Origin of the sequence: Allofranklinella schreckenbergeri (genome assembly GCF_003703475.1) — a bacterium.
Taxonomy (GTDB): domain Bacteria; phylum Pseudomonadota; class Gammaproteobacteria; order Burkholderiales; family Burkholderiaceae_C; genus Lampropedia; species Lampropedia schreckenbergeri.
In genome coordinates this window covers 70,172-86,161 of record NZ_RDQM01000009.1, presented here as the reverse complement: position 1 = coordinate 86,161, position 15,990 = coordinate 70,172, and the positions used below count along the sequence as shown (strand labels likewise).

Genomic DNA, 15,990 nt, shown 5'->3' with positions numbered 1-15,990 from the left:
CATCACAGGCGCCACAGCGTCTGGAAAACCCAGCCAGCGCAACCGATCAACCAGACCAGCACACCCGTATATGCCAGCAGGCGCAGGCCAGCGACAGAGACGTAATCCATCAAGATTTCACGCAAACCGATCCATGCGTGCCAGAGCACGGCCACAGCAGCCACGAAGGTCAGCAAACGCATCCATTGCGGCGCAAAGAGGTTTTTCCACTCTGCATAATCGATAGCGCCATCAATCATGCAAACCCGCGCCATCAGCACGAGCGCAAACAAAGCAATCAAAATCGCCGTGAGTCGCTGGGCCAGCCAGTCGCGAAGACCGTAATGGGCGCCGACGACAAGGCGCTTGGAACCGTAGTTGACGGACATAGTTAAAACTCCTTGGCGCAGCGGTCAGAACAAGATCTTGAGGCCAAAAATAGCAGTCAGGCCCAAGCTGATGGCAAATGAGGCAATGGCGGTCTTGCGCCCTTTGTGCTTGTCAACAGCATGGTGATCCACATCCATATGAATGTGCCGAATACCTGCACACAGGTGATGCAAAAAGGCCCACACCAGCACCAGCACACCCAACCGAACCATGAAGCCGGGGAAGATCCAAAGCCCCTCGCGGAAAATGCCTGCTACTTGCTCAAAAGTCTGTGGCGAACGCACCGACATATCGAATAACCAGAGCAGAAAGGGCAGCAGCAAAAACATGATGCCGCCGCTGATACGGTGCAGGATGGAGAGGATGGCCGCTGGGGGCATACGGTAAGTGCGCACATCATGGAAGACATTGATGTTGCGAAACTCCGGCCTTTTCTTTGCAACTTCATTCATGGGTTTTTTGGCTTTCTCAGTGGAAACAGGGTTCGCCGCTGGCGGGCAAACCCGGCGATTTTAGTCTCAACGGGCTAAACCAAGACAAATGTGCGACAAATTGTCAGCCACGCAGCAGTTGCGGTTCATTGCAGCTCATTGAGATAGTGATGGGTGTCTGTCCGATACAGGCCACGGCGCACCTCCATGGGCACATCGTTGTAGGTGTAGGCAACACGCTCAACGGCCAGCAAAGGCGTTGAGCTTTCCACTTCCAGCAATTGCGCCGATTCTGCATCTGGCGCAACGATGGCTTTGATCTTTTCCACCGCACGCACCATGCGCACACCAAACTCTTGCTCCAGCAAGGCATAGGTCGGTCCTTGGTAATGCATGATTTGTTCGGCATGGATATTTTTAAACGCATGGCCGGGCAGCCAAATATCCTCCAGCACCGAGACCACTGCCCGCATGGCCAACGTGCGGCGGATGTGCATGACCGCATCGCCACTGCGCAGGCCCATTTGCGCAGCCAGCTCCGCCGTGGCGCGCTCGCGCCGACAAAACAAGATATGGCGTTGCGCTGGCCCCTCCCCATCCAGGCTGCCCTGATCGGGGCGCAAGCGCAGAAAACGGTACTGGACTTGGCGTTCCGTATGCGTGGCCACGAAAGTGCCTTTTCCCTGCCGCCGCACCAAAAGATTTTCCGCCGCCAATTCATCAATGGCTTTGCGCACCGTGCCCTGGCTGACGCGCAATTGCTGCGACAGCTCCATTTCACTTGGAATGGCCTCGCCCGGCTGCCATTGACCCGCCTGCAATTTCTGCAACAGCAGCCCTTTGATTTGGCGATACAAAGGGCTGAAAGAAGGGGCTGCCAAATTTGCAGCCTCGGCCGCCTTGGGTATGCCCTGGATCTCATTCATGGTGCTTCGTGGCTTTCGGTGGCTTTCAATGGCATTCGCTGGGGCACACCCCTGCGGGAACAAACCGCTCAACGGGCTGGCACCCTAACGATTCTAAGCGCTCAGCCAAGCCTTGCCCCAATGTCTTATATAAGATATAAATTGAACTGAGAATTCTATTTTTCAAATCGAAAGGAAATAAATCTACCCTGTTTTGGCAATTCCAGTATTAATCACTATTTACTTTTGAAGAAGAATTCATGGCAGAGACGCGCCGCATACCGTCGCGATCAAGCAGCGGATGGAGCGATGAAGGCCCATTAGCGCGTCGGGCGCTTCATGGCACAGCGATGCGCCATCTGCGCCTCATCGGGCTTGAGCAAACGAATCACCTCAAAGCCATAGCCCGAGCCTTCCACATCAAAAGGCACAGAAGCACTGCCCGCCTTTTGCATCAAACCCACCATCAAGGCTTGCTGGAATTGGTGGTCATCAGCGCGCATACGCCCGGCCTGACCAGAGAGCGCCACGGCCAAATCCTCCAAGGCGAAGGCCACCGCTTTGGGCTCGGCGCTGCCCGCCTTTTCCATTGCCTTGACCAAAGCCTCTACCAGAAGCTGCATCCGCATGTGGACGTAGTCGTCACCGGGCTTGGGAAAACGCTCACGGAAGGAAGCATAAAAAGCCCGGCCTTGCTCCGAAGGGGCATTGGGAAACCAGTCCGCCACTGCAATGACTTTGCCCACACCCGCATCACCAATGGCCGCAGGCGCACCCAGCGCATTGCCGTAAAACGTGTAGAAGCTGCCATCAAAGCCAACCTCCGCGCTGGCTTTGATGAACAAGGTCAAATCATTGCCCCAGTTCCCCGTAATCACCGCCTGAGCGCCACTGGCTTTGATCTTGGCTCCATAAGGCGCGAAATCCTTGACGCGACCAATCGGATGGTATTCCTCGGCCACGATCTCGATATCCGGACGGCGCTCGGCCAACTGACGCCGCGCCTCCTTCAATACAGCGTGACCAAAACTATAGTCTTGCCCGAATAAATAAACTTTCTTGATAGCCGCATCACGCTCCAGCACATCCATCAATGCATTCATGCGCATATGGGCGTGTGCATCAAAACGGAAATGCCAAAAACTGCACCTCTCGTTGGTCAGACTGGGATCGACGGCCGAGTAATTGAGAAACAACAGGCTTTGCTCTGGCGTGCGTGCGTTGTTTTTTTCAACCGCCCCCAAAATCGCCTCTGCCGTAGCCGAGGAGTTGCCTTGCAAAATGTAACGCGCCCCTGCATCCCGGGCCGCTTGCAATGCGGATAGCGCTTCTTCCGTTTGCCCCTTGCTGTCAAACCGCACCAACTGCAACAGACGAGCGCCGCCCTCTTCAGCCGACAAAGCCACTCCGCCACGGGCATTGACACGTTCTACGGCCCAAGCCAAATTGCGAAACACCGCCTCCCCCGTATTGGCAAAGGGGCCAGAGAGACTTTCCACCAACGCCAATTTAATCGGCTCCTGCGCTGGCGGCTTCGCTTGCGCCACGGCCATGCATATTGCTGCCGCCCCGAAAACGACCGTACCCAACCACTTCTTTGCCACCGGACTACCGATCATCTGCCCTATCTCCATCATCAGCGAAACCTTCCAATTGATCGGCAAGCATTATCAATGCCGCATGCGATTTCCTTGGCCGAGCGCATGCTTCAAAACGACAAAACGCCCCCGAAGGGGCGTTTTGTTTATCCAGTAAAAACCGGATTAGAAGTTGTGACGCAGACCAACCGAGAAGTTGTTCTTGCCAGTGTTGCTGTCACGTGTGAACTTCTTGCCGTCGTTCAGGTACATAGCGTACACGAATGTGCGCTTGGACAGAGCGTACTTGCCTTCCACCACGAAGTCGGTGTCCTTGAACTCGCTGTTACGAGCCACGTCGAACGTCAGGCTGAAGTTGTTGAAAGGAATCGATGCGCCGACAGAGAAACCGTCGAACGAAGCATTGCGCATGTAGTTGTAGTGACCGTCAAAGTAAGAGGCAGCAACCTTGGCGAATTTGAAGTCGTAAGAAGCGCCGACGGAAGCGTTGGCCTTGCCTTCGCCAGTGTTGGCGTAAGTCAGAGCAGCCTTGAACGGGCCATTGCCGTAGATCAAAGCCAGGTCGTACTTCTCATCCGTACCACGGTTGTCTTCCAGCACGTAAGCCAGATGCGCCTTGAAGCCACCGAAGTTCGGTGTGATGTATTGAATCATGGCGTCGTCACGCGAGCCAGCGCCAGCGTAACCGAACTGGTTTGCCACCACAGAGTAGTTGGCGGTGCCGGTGATTTCCCAAGCAGCAATACCGTTGAAAGAGGGAGTCAACTGACGGCCCAAACGCAGCGTACCGAAGTCACCAGACAGACCAACCCAAGCTTGACGAGCAAAAGTCTTGGCTTGAGTAGAACCATCAGCCAAGCTCACACCTTGTTCGAATTGGAAGTTGGCTTTCAGACCACCGCCCAGGTCTTCCACACCGCGGAAGCCGATGCGGCTGGTGCCATTGTTGAAAATGCTGTTTGCACGAGCTGCTGTCTTTTTCTCGATATTGGCGTTGGGGCCTTTATCAGAGTTGTAGCCAACAGCAACGTCAGCCACACCGTACAGCGTCACAGAAGATTGAGCCATTGCGAAGCCAGAGGCAGCAACGGCAGCCAATGCGATAAGGGATTTTTTCATGCGAATACTCCAAGGTTAAACATAGGGCTCCGGTACGGGGGGTCTAGGGCTTATGCCGGATTACAGTCCCGCCGGTTCCCCGAGCCAACCTCCTGGTGGGGAAGTTGGGCGTATTGCAGCAGACAGGCTTGCGATTGGCAAAGAGTATTTGCAATCTATCGAAGATTCGCTCCATTTTCGTTGCTACCCAGCAACACGACAACCATAGCGGGGGGGGTGCAAGGCACCAAGCCCAGCCCTCTAAAAACAAAGGGTTGCGCAACGCATTTCATGCAATGCCTTCCATCAATCCTGTCCGCCAGAGCTGGCAGCCGTTGGGAGCTTGGTGCCCGCAATAGCCCTTTCATAAGCCACGTCATTGCGAAACCTGAACAGCTTGGCCGGCCGGCCAGCCTGCCCCACTGCCAAATGCCCCGTTTCTTCAATCAAATGTTGCTGTTCAATTAGTCGGCGGAAGTTCTGCTTGTGCAGCCAACGCCCCGTGATGGCTTCGGCCGTTTGCTGTAGCTGCAACAAGGTGAACTGGGGAGGCATCAACTCAAAGACCACCGGCCGGTATTTGATCTTGGCGCGCAACCTGGCCATCCCCGTCGCCAATATACGGCGATGATCCAGCAACATGGTCAGGCCCGGCAGTAACGACTGCCCGCCATCCGTTGCTGCAATCGCACACGCGCGGCGCGCTTCCTCGACCAAGGCCGCTTCGTAGAGCAGCTCATAGCGTTGCAGCACCAAATCTTCGTTCCACTCATGCAATGCAAAGCAGCTCTCGATACGTTGCCAGCGCTGACGCGCCACATCCGACGATTGCGCTTGGCTAGCCCATTGCGACAGACGAGGCACGATGGATTCACGCACCAACTCCGCTGCCCACTCGCTGCGAAGATCCTCCCAGGGGAAGAAGTCATACCAATTGCGCCAACCGGCATGCTCCGCGGCCGCGTTGAGCGTATCGTGCGTATTTTTTTGAGCGCACGTCAAGCTCAGATAGCTGATGGAGATGCGCCTGGGCCCAGCATCGGCTTGTCGGCCAGGATCGGCGAAGGTGTAGAGCTGCTCGATATACCCAATCGGGTGATGGGTTTCCGATTCCACCCAGGCGCGCATGCCAGCTTGGAGCGAGAGATGGGTCGTCGTAAACGGCCCGCACGGCAACGATTGGCCATGGCGCGTCGTCATCACGCGCACTTGCCCATTTGCCACAGACGCCAAAACAGCCACCAACTCCACCTGAACCGCGTGCGAAGCCGGGGGCATGCTGGATATCGGCGCACTCACAGCGCCACCCCCTGCGCCAACCAGCGTCTTAACCCCTCACGCACGCCAGCGCGCGATGCATCCTGCGGACGGTACTCCAGCCCCAACCAGCCGTCGTAGCCGCTGGCCTGCATCTGCGCCAGCAGCGGGCCATATGGCAGCACGCCGACATCCGGCTCATGCCTGCCTGGCACGCCCGCGATTTGCACATGCTTGATCCAGCCTGTGGCCGCGTATTTTTGCCACTGCGCCAGCACATCCCCCTCTACCTTTTGGCAATGGTATGCATCGAACTGCATCGCCAGCCTGGGGTGCCCCACCTCAACCAGCGCCTCGTAGGCCTGTTGCTGTGTGTGCAGCCAGTAGCCGGGCATATCCTCCCGGTTGATCGCTTCAATCAGCAAAGTGACATCCGGGCACCGCGCCGCGCGCTCAGCCGCCCACGCCAACTGCTTCAGCCAGAGCAAACGATCCCCCCGATTGGCCGACGGGTTGATGCCGGACATGACATGAACGCGTCGGCACGACAGGGCCTGCGCGTATTCCAGCGCCAAATCAATGCCATAGCGAAATGCCTCCTGCTCGCCCGGCAGGCTGGCGGTGCCGCGCCAGCCCTCATCCCAGGCCCTGCGCACCTGGGCCAGATGGCTCCCGCCTGCTGGTGCATTGAATAAAACCTGCTCCAGGCCATGGGCTTGCAGCAATCCCGCCAGCCGATGCGGCTCCATGTCGTAGGGCGAGAGGTATTCCACCCCTTTAAAACCATCCTCCGCAGCGGCAGCCAGCCGCGCTTCAAACGGCATGTCCTGGTAAAAAAAACTCAAATTGGCGGCAACGCGCAGCATAAGCACATGAAAAGCAAATAAAGCGGGCATTTTGACAGCCTACCCTGTCCCCCAAGCCCAGATCCAAACCAGCAATGCACGTATTAAAAATGCATATCGCTCTCATTATTTTGGAGAGTAGAATTTGCCTCTCTTTCAAAAAGTTTCTGTTTCTCACAGAAAGAATCTGTCCGAGAGAGAAGGTTTGAAGCGCCGCCTGTACTCATTTCGCCTGGACGGAAGCTTGAACGAAAGGCGCCTTACTAGCTGTTTGGAGTTTGCCTGGTCATGAAAAAACACCTTCTTTGCATCGCCGCTTCTGTGGCCCTGCTGGGCCTGTCCTCATCCGCGCTCGCCCAAAGCTCTGTCACGTTGTACGGTCGGGTCAACACCACGGTGGAGCACACCAAGCTCACCGATGCTAAGGCCCGCACCCACATGCTCAACAACGGCTCCAACCTGGGCTTTTTGGGTGAGGAAGACCTCGGCGGCGGCCTCAAGGCCGGTTTTCAGTTCGAGATGGATATCGACAGCACCGACGGCGCTGCCGAAGACGGCTACGCCAGCAATGCCGAAGTCTGGCTGGCGGGCGACTGGGGCCGCGTGCGCCTGGGCAACTACGGCGGCCAATCCATGAAGACCATCGTGGAGGAAACCAGCCTGCACAACGACAACGTGGGCACATCGGCCGATTGGCTGTTTGCCGACCTCATGCCCGCCGACCATCGCTTCTCCTACGTCACCCCCGAGTTCGGCGGCTTCACCCTGGAGCTGGGCATGAGCCTGAAGGACGATCGCAAAACCGTCGATGGCGTCAATGCCCACGCCTACGAGCTGGTGGCCAATTACGACGTGGGCGATCTCTCCCTGGCCGCCTCCTACGTGCATTACGACCAGGCCAAGCAGCTGAGTCTGCGCGGGCTTTACACGCTGGGCGATTTCCAGTTTGGCGGCTATTACCAGCGCGATGAAAACGGCTGGATCGAGGGCGCTGGCGCGCGCAACAACTACCGCCTGGTGGGCATTTACACCTTCGGCAACAACGAAATCCACCTCAACGCCGGGCATGCCAGCGCCTACAAACACGTGGCCGATAGCAGCGCCACGCAGTGGACGCTGGCCTGGAATTACAACCTGAGCAAACGCACCAAGTTCTACGCGCTCTACACCCATCTGGACAACGCCAAAGGCGCAACCTACGGCAAAGATCTCGGCGTCGAGCGCGCCGGGCAAGACTTCCGCTCCTTCGGCATCGGGTTGCGTCATTACTTCTAAGAGCATCCATCGTCATGCCGCAGAGGCGGCATGACAACATGAATTACAAATCAAAAGGGAAAGAAATAACCATAAAATGGCAACCTATGCAATAGATCATATTTCTATTTGATTTATAAATAAACCATGCTCGCACCATTTCTCATCATGCTGCGCGAGGGGCTGGAGGCGGCCCTGATCGTGGGCATCATCGCCAGCTACCTGCGCCAGACGGGGCGCGCGCAATGGCTGCCCGCCATCTGGGTGGGCGTGCTGCTGGCCGTGGCGCTGTCGCTGCTGGCCGGCGCTGCCGTGCTGCTGGCCGGGCGCGAGTTCCCGCAAAAAACGCAAGAGCTGTTCGAGGCCATCGTCGGCCTGGTGGCCGTGGGCGTGCTCTCCTACATGGTGCTGTGGATGCGGCGCGCGGCGCGCTCGCTCAAGGCCGAGCTGCACGCGGGCATCGACGCCGCGCTGGATGCCAGCCGGGGCCAGGGCGGCGCCTGGGCGCTGATCGGCATGGCGTTTTTCGCCGTCGCGCGCGAGGGGCTGGAATCGGTGTTCTTCCTGCTGGCCATCTTCCAGCAAAGCCCCGGCCCGGCCGCGCCGCTGGGCGCGCTGGCGGGCATCGCCGTCGCCGTGGCGCTGGGCCTGGGCATTTACTGGGGCGGCGTGCGGCTGAACCTGCACAAGCTCTTCCGCTACACCGGCATCTTCATCCTGTTCGTGGCCGCAGGCCTGCTGGCGGGCGTGCTGCGCAACCTGCACGAAGCGGGCGTGTGGAATTGGCTGCAAGCGCCAGTGTGGGATTTGAGCCGCACCCTGCCCAATGCCAGCGTGGCGGGCACCGTGCTCTCGGGCCTGCTGGGCTACCACGAGTCGCCCACCTGGGGCGAGGCGCTGGCCTGGCTGCTCTACCTCGCGCCCGCACTGGCGCTGTTCCTGCAGCCGATGAAAGAGGCCCCGCCCCGCTCTACCTGAATCGACCACCCTGAGCCGACCCGCCTGAAGCGACTGCCCCCCACCAGCCCACTTTTTTCAAACCGCCCATGCAGCCCACCGCCGCCCCTCAAACCCCGGCCAGCGCCCCTGGCCCCGGCAAATTCATCTACATCGCGCTGGCGCTCTCGGCCTTGCTGGTGGTGGCCGCCATCGCCGTGTTTTATTACGCCACGCGCACGGCCAAGGGGCCTGAGCGCGGCCACACGCACAAGGTCATCGTCAACGACGCCACCTGCGAGCCGGCCGACTTCACCCTGCCTGCGGGCGTGACCACGTTCGAAATCCACAACGCCTCGCGCCGCCCGCTGGAGTGGGAGATCCTCGACGGCGTGATGGTCGTCGCCGAGCGCGAGAACATCGCGCCGGGCTTTCACTCGCTGCTGACCGTCAAGCTGCGCCCCGGCAGCTTCGCCATCACCTGCGGCCTGCTGTCCAACCCGCGCGGCAGCCTCACCGTCACGCCCACCGCATCGTCCGAGGCCGAGCGCCTGCGCCCGCCCATCGAAGCCTTCATCGGCCCGCTGTCGGAAAGCCGCGTGCACCTCATCATGCAATCGGGCGCGCTGCACAAACAAGCCCTGGCCCTGGCCGAAGCCGTTGCGGCAGGCGATGTGAACGCCGCTCGCGCGCACTGGCTACAAGCGCGCGCGGCCTACAAGCGCATCGAGGGCGTGGCCGGGCGCTTTGCCGATCTGGAGGCGCGCATCGACCCGCAGGCCAGCTACCTGGCCCAGCGCGAGGACGACCCCGCCTTCACCGGCTTTCACCGCCTGGAAAAAGCCCTGTTCCAACAAGGCAGCACCGCTGGCCTGAGCAACGCAGCCCAGCAACTGGCCGCCGATGCCGATGCCCTCAAAACCCGTCTGCGTGAGCTGCAACAAAAGCCCGAGGACTTGAGCGACAGCGCCCTCTGGCTGATCCACCGCCTGCAAGAAGGCGCGCTGGCTCAAGGCGAAAACCCCTACGCCCAGACCGACCTGGCCGATGTGCACGCCAACCTGGAGGGCATGGAAAAAATCGTCCTGCTCACCGGCCCGCTGCTGCAAGGCGCGCAGCCCGAGCTGGCCGCCCAGGTGCAGCAGCGCTTTGCCGCCGTGCGTAACGCGCTACAGGCGCACCAAGTGCAGGCGCAAGGCGAAACAGATTCCGAACCCAGCTGGCCGCCCTACGCCCAAATCACGCCCGAGCAGCGCGCCCGGCTCGCCGCCCTGCTGGGCGAGCTGGCCGACGCCATCGCCCAGATCAACCCCGCACTGGGGCTGGAGTAACCCGGCCATTACCAACGGGCACGCGAGCCAGCCAGCGCACCCATTTTTCATACCCACGGATCCATGCCATGACACGCGATACATCCCAGGCAAACCCCGACAACCCCACCCCCAGCAACGACCGACCCGCCCTGCCGCGCCGCCAGGCGCTCAAGGGCTTGGGCCTGGCCGGGCTGGCCGGGCTGGCCGGGCTGGGTTCGGCCGCCTTGGGCAGCTGCGCCCACCAGGCCGCCGCCAGCGCAGGCGCTGCGGCCAGCCCCAAAGGCTCGGGCAAAGTCACCGATGCGCCCGTCAGCCACCGCGCCTCCCCGCAAGACCGCGTGGCCTTCTTCGGCCCGCACCAGGCGGGCATCACCACCGCGCGCCCGGCCAACGGCATGATCGCCAGCTTTGCGGCCCTGGCCGAAACGCCCGATGAGCTTGAGCACCTGCTGCGGCGCCTGACCGAGCGCGCCCTGTTCCTCACCCAGGGCGGCACGCCGCCCGAGCTGGACCCGCTGCTGCCGCCGGCCGATTCGGGCATCCTCGGCCCCGACATCGCGCCCGATGCGCTGACCATCACCGTCTCGCTGGGCAGCTCGCTGTTTGACGATCGCCCCTGGCTGGCGCCGCACAAGCCCGTGCAATTGCAGCGCATGACGCGCTTTCCCAACGACGCGCTGGACGCATCCCTCTGCCACGGCGACATCAGCCTGCAAATCTGCGCCAACACGCAAGACACCACCATCCACGCCCTGCGCGACATCATCAAGAACTTGAGCGACCAGCTCGTGCCGCGCTGGAAGCAAGAAGGCAACGTCCCCGTCATCGCCCCCGGCCCCGACGGCAGCGTCGAGAGCGCGCGCAACTTCCTGGGCTTTCGCGACGGCTCGGCCAACCCCAATGCCGACGACGACGCGCTGATGCGCCGCATCGTGTGGGTGGACAGCCAGCGCCAGCAAGAGCCGGCCTGGGCGCACGGCGGCACCTACCAGGCCGTGCGCATCATCCGCAACTTCGTCGAGCGCTGGGACCGCACCCCGCTCAACGAGCAAGAGCAAATCTTCGGCCGCACCAAGATGAGCGGCGCGCCGCTGGACCAGCGCGACGCCACCGAATTCCAGGTGCCCGACTACAGCAAAGACCCCGAGGGCGACATCACCGCGCTGGACTCACACATCCGCCTGGCCAACCCGCGCACGCCCGAATCGGACAAGCACCTCATCCTGCGCCGCCCCTTCAACTACTCCAACGGCATCGCCAAGAACGGCCAGCTTGACCAGGGGCTGCTGTTCATCTGCTACCAGGCCGATCTGGAGCAAGGCTTCATCGCCGTGCAGCGCAAGCTCGACGGCGAGCCGCTGGAGGAATACATCAAGCCCGTCGGCGGCGGCTACTTCTTCACCCTGCCCGGCGTGCAGGGCAACAGCGACTACCTGGGCAGCGCCCTCATCGCCGCCGTGCGCCAAGGCACGCAAAAAGCCAGCTAAGGCCAGCTAACCCACCCTGGCCAAACCATTTTTCCCACCCCAACGGCTGCACGCCAGCCAGGAGACTTGACCATGACCTTCAAACACCTCATCGCCACCGCCGCACTGGCAGCCCTGGCAGGCAACGCCTTCGCGCAAGCCAAGGCTGCCGCGCTCGACCTCGTGGCCCCCATTGCCGAATACAAGCTCTACGTCAGCGAGAACGTTGACCAGCTCGTCAAGGACACCACCGCCTTCGTCGAAGCCGTCAAGGCCGGCGACATCGAAAAAGCCAAAACCCTCTACGCCCCCACGCGCGTGAGCTATGAAAAAGTCGAACCCATCGCCGAGCTGTTCAGCGATCTGGACGTGGCCATCGACTCGCGCGCCGACGACTACGAAGGCGCCGAGAAAGACCCCGCCTTCCCCGGTTTCCACCGCATCGAATACAGCCTGTGGGAGAAAAAAACCGCCGACGACGTCAAGCCCGTGGCCGACAAGCTGCTGGCCGACGTCAAGGAGCTGCAATCGCGCATCGGCAAGCTGACCTTCCCGCCCGAGATCGTCGTCGGCGGCGCGGCCGTGCTGATGGAAGAAGTGGCCGCCACCAAAATCTCCGGCGAGGAAAACCGCTACAGCAAGAAAGACCTGTGGGACTTCAAAGCCAACGTCGATGGCTCCTACAAAATCGTCGAACTCGTGCGCCCGCTCATCGCCGAGAAGGAAAAAACCTTCCTGGCCGAAGTGGACAAGAACTTCACAACCGTTTTCGACATCCTGAAGAAATACGAGGCCAAGGACGGCAAGGGCTATGTCGATTACGACCAGCTCAGCGACAAAGACCGCACCGTCATGGCCGCCGCCATCAACAAGCTGGCCGAAGACCTCTCCACCCTGCGCGGCAAGCTCGGCCTGAACTGATCGACAGCCCTCAGCCGCATCGCCCACTGCACGGGCCGCGCGGCCCGTGCCTGCCAAACGCCCTCACGGCCTGCCCCAGCGCCGTGAGGGCGTTATTTTCTAAATCAATAGAAAATTTTTCACCCATATTTGGGCTTGATATTGCTAAATCCATTTTTATATTGATATGTAATTCAGCACCGGGCCGAATCACTCCTGCGCCTGCGCATCCTCCTCATGCAGCGCATGCAGGATTTCGTCGTACGCCTGCCACAGCGGCTGGCGCTGCTCGGCGGCAACGGCGTGGGCCTCCAGGCAGCGCTCGAACACCTCGCGCGCATCCAGCTCTTGCGGCTCCAACGTCAGCGCCTGCGCGCTGTGCGCCAGCGCTTGGGCGCTCAGGCGGGTGTTTTTCACCCGCAGCACCTGCAAGCGCGTGCCCGCCACGGCCTCGTCCAGCCGCGCGCGCAAATCGGGCATCAGGGCCACGCCGTCGTACACCACCTCCAGCCACGCGCCGGGGGGCGCGGGGGCCGCTGCGGCAGGATCGGCGCTGGCTTGGGCCAGGATGTCCGCATCGGCCTGAGCCAGCTGCGCCAACCGGCTGGCAATCGCAGGCCAATCGCCGCTGACACGCACCAGGGGCTGGAAGGTGGGCACGGGCAGCAGCTCGATGCGCTCGGGTGCGGTCGAAACAGCTGCCGAAACAGCTGCCGAAGCAGCGCTCTGCCCGGCGGGCGATGGCCTTGCCCACTGCACCAGGCACACACTTTTGGCCTGCCCCGCTTCACCAAAGCCCATGGGCAAGGGCGAGCCGCTGTAGCGAATGGCTGGCGCGCCGCCCACGCTTTGCGGCACATGCAAATGGCCCAGCGCCACGTAATCGAACGCGGGCGGGAAGGCGCTGGCATCGACGCGCCCGAGCGAGCCAACGTACAAATCGCGCACACCTTCCCCCTCGCGCGCCTGCACGCTGCCGCCCTCGGCGTACAAATGCCCCATAGCGACAATGGGCACCGGCGGCCCGCCTTGCGCCACCAGCGCCGCGCGCTGCGCCAGAGCGTGCTCGGCCACGGCGGCGTAGTGCGCGTGCAAGCCTTCGCGCAGTTTCTGCTCCTTCTCATGCAGGCTCTCGCCCGGCTCGGCGCTGCGCAAATCGCTGCTGCGCAAATACGGCACGGCGCACACCAGCAGCTCGGGCTGGCCCTGGGCATCGCGCAGCAGCAGCACCTCATCGGCCGGATTGGCCCGCGCCTGGCCGATGACGTGCACATCCAGCGCCGCCAGCAAGTCGCGCGGCGCATCCAGAAAGGCGGGCGAATCGTGGTTGCCCGCCACCACCACCACGTGGCGGCAACTGGGCAGCGCGGCGATGCGGTGCAAAAAGCGGTAGTACTGCCCCTGGGCGCGGTTGCCCGGCGTGCTGGTGTCGAACACATCGCCCGCGATGAGCAGCGCGTCCACCTGCTGCTCGGCCACGGTGGCGACGAGCCAGTCGAGAAACGCGGCAAATTCTTCATGGCGCTTGCGCCCATACAAGGCGCGGCCCAGGTGCCAGTCGGAGGTGTGCAGGATTTTCATGAGAGAAACGGCTCCAGATCCAGAATGTGCCGGGTTGTGCAAAGGCGCTGCGTCGTTGCCAGCCGCCGCCCATCATCACGCGACCATCACGTGGATGGGGTGCACGGCCCGGCCCCTTCATCCGCATTTATTACATATCAAAAAGAAACAAAATGTCCTTGTTTTGGCAACATTGGCAATGCTTGCAATTTCCTTTTGATTGAAATAATCAAATCGCCTGCAGTCGCCTTGCCATACAGCCCAGCTCAACCCATTGTGCCTGCCCAGGCCGCCCACGCTCGCCATGCTGGCCATGTGGGCGCGCCTACAATGCCCCGGCCTTGCGCTTTGCCCTTCCGCCCTTTCCCCTTGCCCCCACTCCTTCCCATGCACCGCACTTTCTGGCGCGCCAGCCGTGGCTTTACGCTGATGGAGATCATGGTCGTCACCGCCATCATCGCCATCGCCACGGGGCTGGCCGTGGTGGGCTGGTCGGGCGGCGCGCAGCGCCAATTGGCCGACGAGGGCGAGCGCCTGGCCATGCTGCTGGAAGCGGCCCGCCTGCACGCACGCGCCAGCGGCCAAAGCGTGCGCTGGCGCGCCACGCCCGAGGGCTTTGTGTTTGAAGGCCGCACGCGCCATTGGCTCGATCGCCTGCCCACCGCGTGGGAGCGCGCGGGCACCGTGGTGCTGCAAGGCGGCGATCTGCAACTGGGCCCCGAGCCGATCCTGCCGCCGCAAAGCGTCACCCTGGGCGACCGCCGCCACCCCAGCCTGCGCGTGACCATCGCCACGGATGGCCTGGCGCCCTTTCAGGTGCAAGAGGCCACGCCATGAAGTCCCCCACTCCCCTCTCTGCTCTGCGCACCGCCACGCCGCCCGCACGCGGTTTCACGCTGGTGGAAGTGCTGGTGGCGCTGGCCGTCGTCGCCATTGCGCTGGCGGCAGGCACGCGCGTGGCGGGCGCTTTGCTGCACAGCGCCGAGCGCCGCCAGGATGTGCTGCTGGCCCAGTGGTGCGCGGAAAACGCGCTGGTGGAGATGCGCCTGCTCGCGCGCGGCCAGCTCCCTTCCATCGGCGCCACGCGCAGCCCATGCGAGCAAGCCGGGCGCCGCTATGAGGTGGAGCTGGTGACCAGCGGCACCATCAACCCCTCGCTGCGGCGCGTCGATGCCCGCGTCAGCACGCCCGAGCACTTCGTGCTCTCGCTCTCCACCCTGGTCGGGCGCTTTTGAGCATGCTGGCACGACCTGTCTCGCCCCCTGCGGCCCCTACAGCGACAGTCCCTGCGGCCCCCTGGCCCGCCGCGCCCGGCTTCACGCTGGTGGAAGTGCTGGTCGCCCTGGCCCTGTTGGCCGTCATGACCGCGCTGAGCTGGCAAGGCGTGGACAGCCTGCTGCGCGCGCAGCGCTACACCCACGACAGCGCCACGCACCAGGCCACCCTCCAAACCGCGCTGGCGCAATGGAGCCGCGATCTGGACGAAATCGCCCTCACCCCCGCGCTGCCGCCGCTGGACTGGAACGGCAAAGTCCTGCGCATCACCCGCAACGCCAGCGTCGCCCCCGGCCAGCCGCCCGCCCTGCGCGTCGTCGCCTGGAGCGACCGCAGCCAGAGCGGCCAAACCTACTGGGCACGCTGGCAATCCCAGCCGCTATACGACCGCGCCCAATGGGCCGCCGCCTGGCAAGCCGCCTCCGCCTGGTCGCAAGGCCAATCCAGCGCCCTGGGCCAAGGCCTGGAGCTATTGCCCCTGGCCCGCTGGCAACTGCATTACGCGCTGGAAGGGCGGTGGAGCAACCCACTCTCCAGCCAGCAACTGCAATCGGGCGGCCTGCCCGGCGCGCCGGACGCGCCAGACAGCGCCAACCCGCCCAGTACACCCAACGCACCCGGCAACCCCAACACCCACCACAACCTGGAAAACCGCCCGCGCCTGCCCGACGCCATCCGCCTGCAACTGCACCTGCCCGGCAACGCAGGCCCCTTCAGCCACACCTTCAGCGGCCAGATCACACGCGACTGGCTCGCCCCCACCTTCGGCAGCGCCCGATGATC

Annotated in this window: 17 protein-coding genes; 9 read left to right on the top strand and 8 right to left on the bottom strand. The window is 62.3% G+C overall.

The annotated features are described in order from the left end of the window. Nucleotides 1-2: 2 nt before the first annotated feature. The 7 genes from sdhD to EBQ26_RS08220 all read right to left on the bottom strand — a co-directional run bounded on the left by sdhD (nt 3) and on the right by EBQ26_RS08220 (nt 6,524). Nucleotides 3-368 (bottom strand): succinate dehydrogenase, hydrophobic membrane anchor protein, encoded by a 366-nt coding sequence (sdhD, locus tag EBQ26_RS08250; RefSeq protein ID WP_122238543.1) that lies wholly within the window; start codon nt 366-368, stop codon nt 3-5. Nucleotides 369-392: 24 nt separating this feature from the next. Then, nucleotides 393-821 carry a succinate dehydrogenase, cytochrome b556 subunit gene (sdhC, locus tag EBQ26_RS08245; RefSeq protein WP_122238542.1) on the bottom strand — a complete coding sequence of 143 codons (429 nt, stop codon included), beginning with the start codon at nt 819-821 and terminating at the stop codon, nt 393-395. Nucleotides 822-946: 125 nt separating this feature from the next. After that, entirely contained in the window at nt 947-1,726 is a 780-nt protein-coding gene (locus tag EBQ26_RS08240; RefSeq protein WP_122238541.1) for a GntR family transcriptional regulator, read from the bottom strand. Between the two features lie 299 nt (nt 1,727-2,025). Continuing rightward, nucleotides 2,026-3,324 (bottom strand): branched-chain amino acid ABC transporter substrate-binding protein, encoded by a 1,299-nt coding sequence (locus EBQ26_RS08235; protein WP_122238597.1) that lies wholly within the window; start codon nt 3,322-3,324, stop codon nt 2,026-2,028. Between the two features lie 144 nt (nt 3,325-3,468). Further along, nucleotides 3,469-4,422 (bottom strand): porin, encoded by a 954-nt coding sequence (locus tag EBQ26_RS08230; protein ID WP_122238540.1) that lies wholly within the window; start codon nt 4,420-4,422, stop codon nt 3,469-3,471. Nucleotides 4,423-4,707: 285 nt separating this feature from the next. After that, on the bottom strand, nt 4,708-5,679 hold the full coding sequence (locus EBQ26_RS08225) for an NUDIX hydrolase (RefSeq protein WP_122238596.1): 972 nt from the start codon (nt 5,677-5,679) through the stop codon (nt 4,708-4,710). Nucleotides 5,680-5,696: 17 nt separating this feature from the next. Further along, nucleotides 5,697-6,524 (bottom strand): hydroxypyruvate isomerase family protein, encoded by an 828-nt coding sequence (locus EBQ26_RS08220; RefSeq protein ID WP_122238539.1) that lies wholly within the window; start codon nt 6,522-6,524, stop codon nt 5,697-5,699. Nucleotides 6,525-6,791: 267 nt separating this feature from the next. Here EBQ26_RS08220 and EBQ26_RS08215 point away from each other — a divergent pair, with 267 nt between their 5' ends. The 5 genes from EBQ26_RS08215 to efeO (EBQ26_RS08195) all read left to right on the top strand — a co-directional run bounded on the left by EBQ26_RS08215 (nt 6,792) and on the right by efeO (EBQ26_RS08195) (nt 12,393). Continuing rightward, entirely contained in the window at nt 6,792-7,778 is a 987-nt protein-coding gene (locus EBQ26_RS08215) for a porin (protein WP_122238538.1), read from the top strand. A 126-nt stretch (nt 7,779-7,904) separates the two neighbouring features. Then, complete coding sequence (gene efeU / locus EBQ26_RS08210; RefSeq protein WP_122238537.1) at nt 7,905-8,735, top strand: iron uptake transporter permease EfeU; 831 nt, start codon at nt 7,905-7,907, stop codon at nt 8,733-8,735. A gap of 68 nt (nt 8,736-8,803) precedes the next feature. After that, nucleotides 8,804-10,024 carry an iron uptake system protein EfeO gene (gene efeO, locus EBQ26_RS08205; RefSeq protein ID WP_122238536.1) on the top strand — a complete coding sequence of 407 codons (1,221 nt, stop codon included), beginning with the start codon at nt 8,804-8,806 and terminating at the stop codon, nt 10,022-10,024. Between the two features lie 68 nt (nt 10,025-10,092). Next, a complete protein-coding gene (gene efeB, locus EBQ26_RS08200; RefSeq protein ID WP_122238535.1) occupies nt 10,093-11,493 on the top strand; it encodes an iron uptake transporter deferrochelatase/peroxidase subunit in 1,401 nt (466 codons plus the stop codon). Between the two features lie 27 nt (nt 11,494-11,520). Further along, nucleotides 11,521-12,393 (top strand): iron uptake system protein EfeO, encoded by an 873-nt coding sequence (efeO, locus tag EBQ26_RS08195; protein WP_275265349.1) that lies wholly within the window; start codon nt 11,521-11,523, stop codon nt 12,391-12,393. A 189-nt stretch (nt 12,394-12,582) separates the two neighbouring features. Here efeO (EBQ26_RS08195) and EBQ26_RS08190 read toward each other — a convergent pair whose 3' ends face one another. Next, a complete protein-coding gene (locus EBQ26_RS08190; protein ID WP_122238533.1) occupies nt 12,583-13,953 on the bottom strand; it encodes an exonuclease SbcCD subunit D C-terminal domain-containing protein in 1,371 nt (456 codons plus the stop codon). Between EBQ26_RS08190 and EBQ26_RS12700 the strand changes: the two genes are divergently transcribed. From EBQ26_RS12700 to EBQ26_RS08175, 4 genes are all read left to right on the top strand, one after another. Continuing rightward, nucleotides 13,952-14,152: a hypothetical protein gene (locus tag EBQ26_RS12700; RefSeq protein WP_147474034.1), complete on the top strand. Its 201-nt coding sequence runs from the start codon at nt 13,952-13,954 to the stop codon at nt 14,150-14,152. The two genes, EBQ26_RS08190 and EBQ26_RS12700, sit on opposite strands and share 2 nt — an antisense overlap. A gap of 167 nt (nt 14,153-14,319) precedes the next feature. Further along, nucleotides 14,320-14,769: a pilus assembly FimT family protein gene (locus EBQ26_RS08185; protein WP_122238532.1), complete on the top strand. Its 450-nt coding sequence runs from the start codon at nt 14,320-14,322 to the stop codon at nt 14,767-14,769. Next, nucleotides 14,766-15,167 (top strand): type II secretion system minor pseudopilin GspI, encoded by a 402-nt coding sequence (gene gspI, locus EBQ26_RS08180; RefSeq protein ID WP_122238531.1) that lies wholly within the window; start codon nt 14,766-14,768, stop codon nt 15,165-15,167. The genes EBQ26_RS08185 and gspI overlap by 4 nt, the downstream gene beginning before the upstream one ends. Before the next feature lie 2 nt (nt 15,168-15,169). Beyond that, nucleotides 15,170-15,988, top strand: coding sequence for a prepilin-type N-terminal cleavage/methylation domain-containing protein (locus EBQ26_RS08175; protein ID WP_122238530.1), 819 nt, complete (start codon nt 15,170-15,172; stop codon nt 15,986-15,988). Nucleotides 15,989-15,990 lie beyond the last annotated feature (2 nt).

Excerpts from the sequence above, each read along its gene's own strand:
- EBQ26_RS12700 (WP_147474034.1), top strand. The coding sequence starts at position 13,952 with ATGAGAGAAACGGCTCCAGATCCAGAATGTGCCGGGTTGTGCAAAGGC.
- sdhC (WP_122238542.1), bottom strand. The coding sequence starts at position 821 with ATGAATGAAGTTGCAAAGAAAAGGCCGGAGTTTCGCAACATCAATGTC.
- efeB (WP_122238535.1), top strand. The coding sequence starts at position 10,093 with ATGACACGCGATACATCCCAGGCAAACCCCGACAACCCCACCCCCAGC.
- EBQ26_RS08185 (WP_122238532.1), top strand. The coding sequence starts at position 14,320 with ATGCACCGCACTTTCTGGCGCGCCAGCCGTGGCTTTACGCTGATGGAG.
- sdhD (WP_122238543.1), bottom strand. The coding sequence starts at position 368 with ATGTCCGTCAACTACGGTTCCAAGCGCCTTGTCGTCGGCGCCCATTAC.
- EBQ26_RS08175 (WP_122238530.1), top strand. The coding sequence starts at position 15,170 with ATGCTGGCACGACCTGTCTCGCCCCCTGCGGCCCCTACAGCGACAGTC.
- EBQ26_RS08220 (WP_122238539.1), bottom strand. The coding sequence starts at position 6,524 with ATGCTGCGCGTTGCCGCCAATTTGAGTTTTTTTTACCAGGACATGCCG.
- EBQ26_RS08235 (WP_122238597.1), bottom strand. The coding sequence starts at position 3,324 with ATGATCGGTAGTCCGGTGGCAAAGAAGTGGTTGGGTACGGTCGTTTTC.
- gspI (WP_122238531.1), top strand. The coding sequence starts at position 14,766 with ATGAAGTCCCCCACTCCCCTCTCTGCTCTGCGCACCGCCACGCCGCCC.
- efeU (WP_122238537.1), top strand. The coding sequence starts at position 7,905 with ATGCTCGCACCATTTCTCATCATGCTGCGCGAGGGGCTGGAGGCGGCC.
- EBQ26_RS08230 (WP_122238540.1), bottom strand. The coding sequence starts at position 4,422 with ATGAAAAAATCCCTTATCGCATTGGCTGCCGTTGCTGCCTCTGGCTTC.
- EBQ26_RS08190 (WP_122238533.1), bottom strand. The coding sequence starts at position 13,953 with ATGAAAATCCTGCACACCTCCGACTGGCACCTGGGCCGCGCCTTGTAT.
- EBQ26_RS08225 (WP_122238596.1), bottom strand. The coding sequence starts at position 5,679 with ATGCCCCCGGCTTCGCACGCGGTTCAGGTGGAGTTGGTGGCTGTTTTG.
- EBQ26_RS08240 (WP_122238541.1), bottom strand. The coding sequence starts at position 1,726 with ATGAATGAGATCCAGGGCATACCCAAGGCGGCCGAGGCTGCAAATTTG.
- EBQ26_RS08215 (WP_122238538.1), top strand. The coding sequence starts at position 6,792 with ATGAAAAAACACCTTCTTTGCATCGCCGCTTCTGTGGCCCTGCTGGGC.
- efeO (WP_122238536.1), top strand. The coding sequence starts at position 8,804 with ATGCAGCCCACCGCCGCCCCTCAAACCCCGGCCAGCGCCCCTGGCCCC.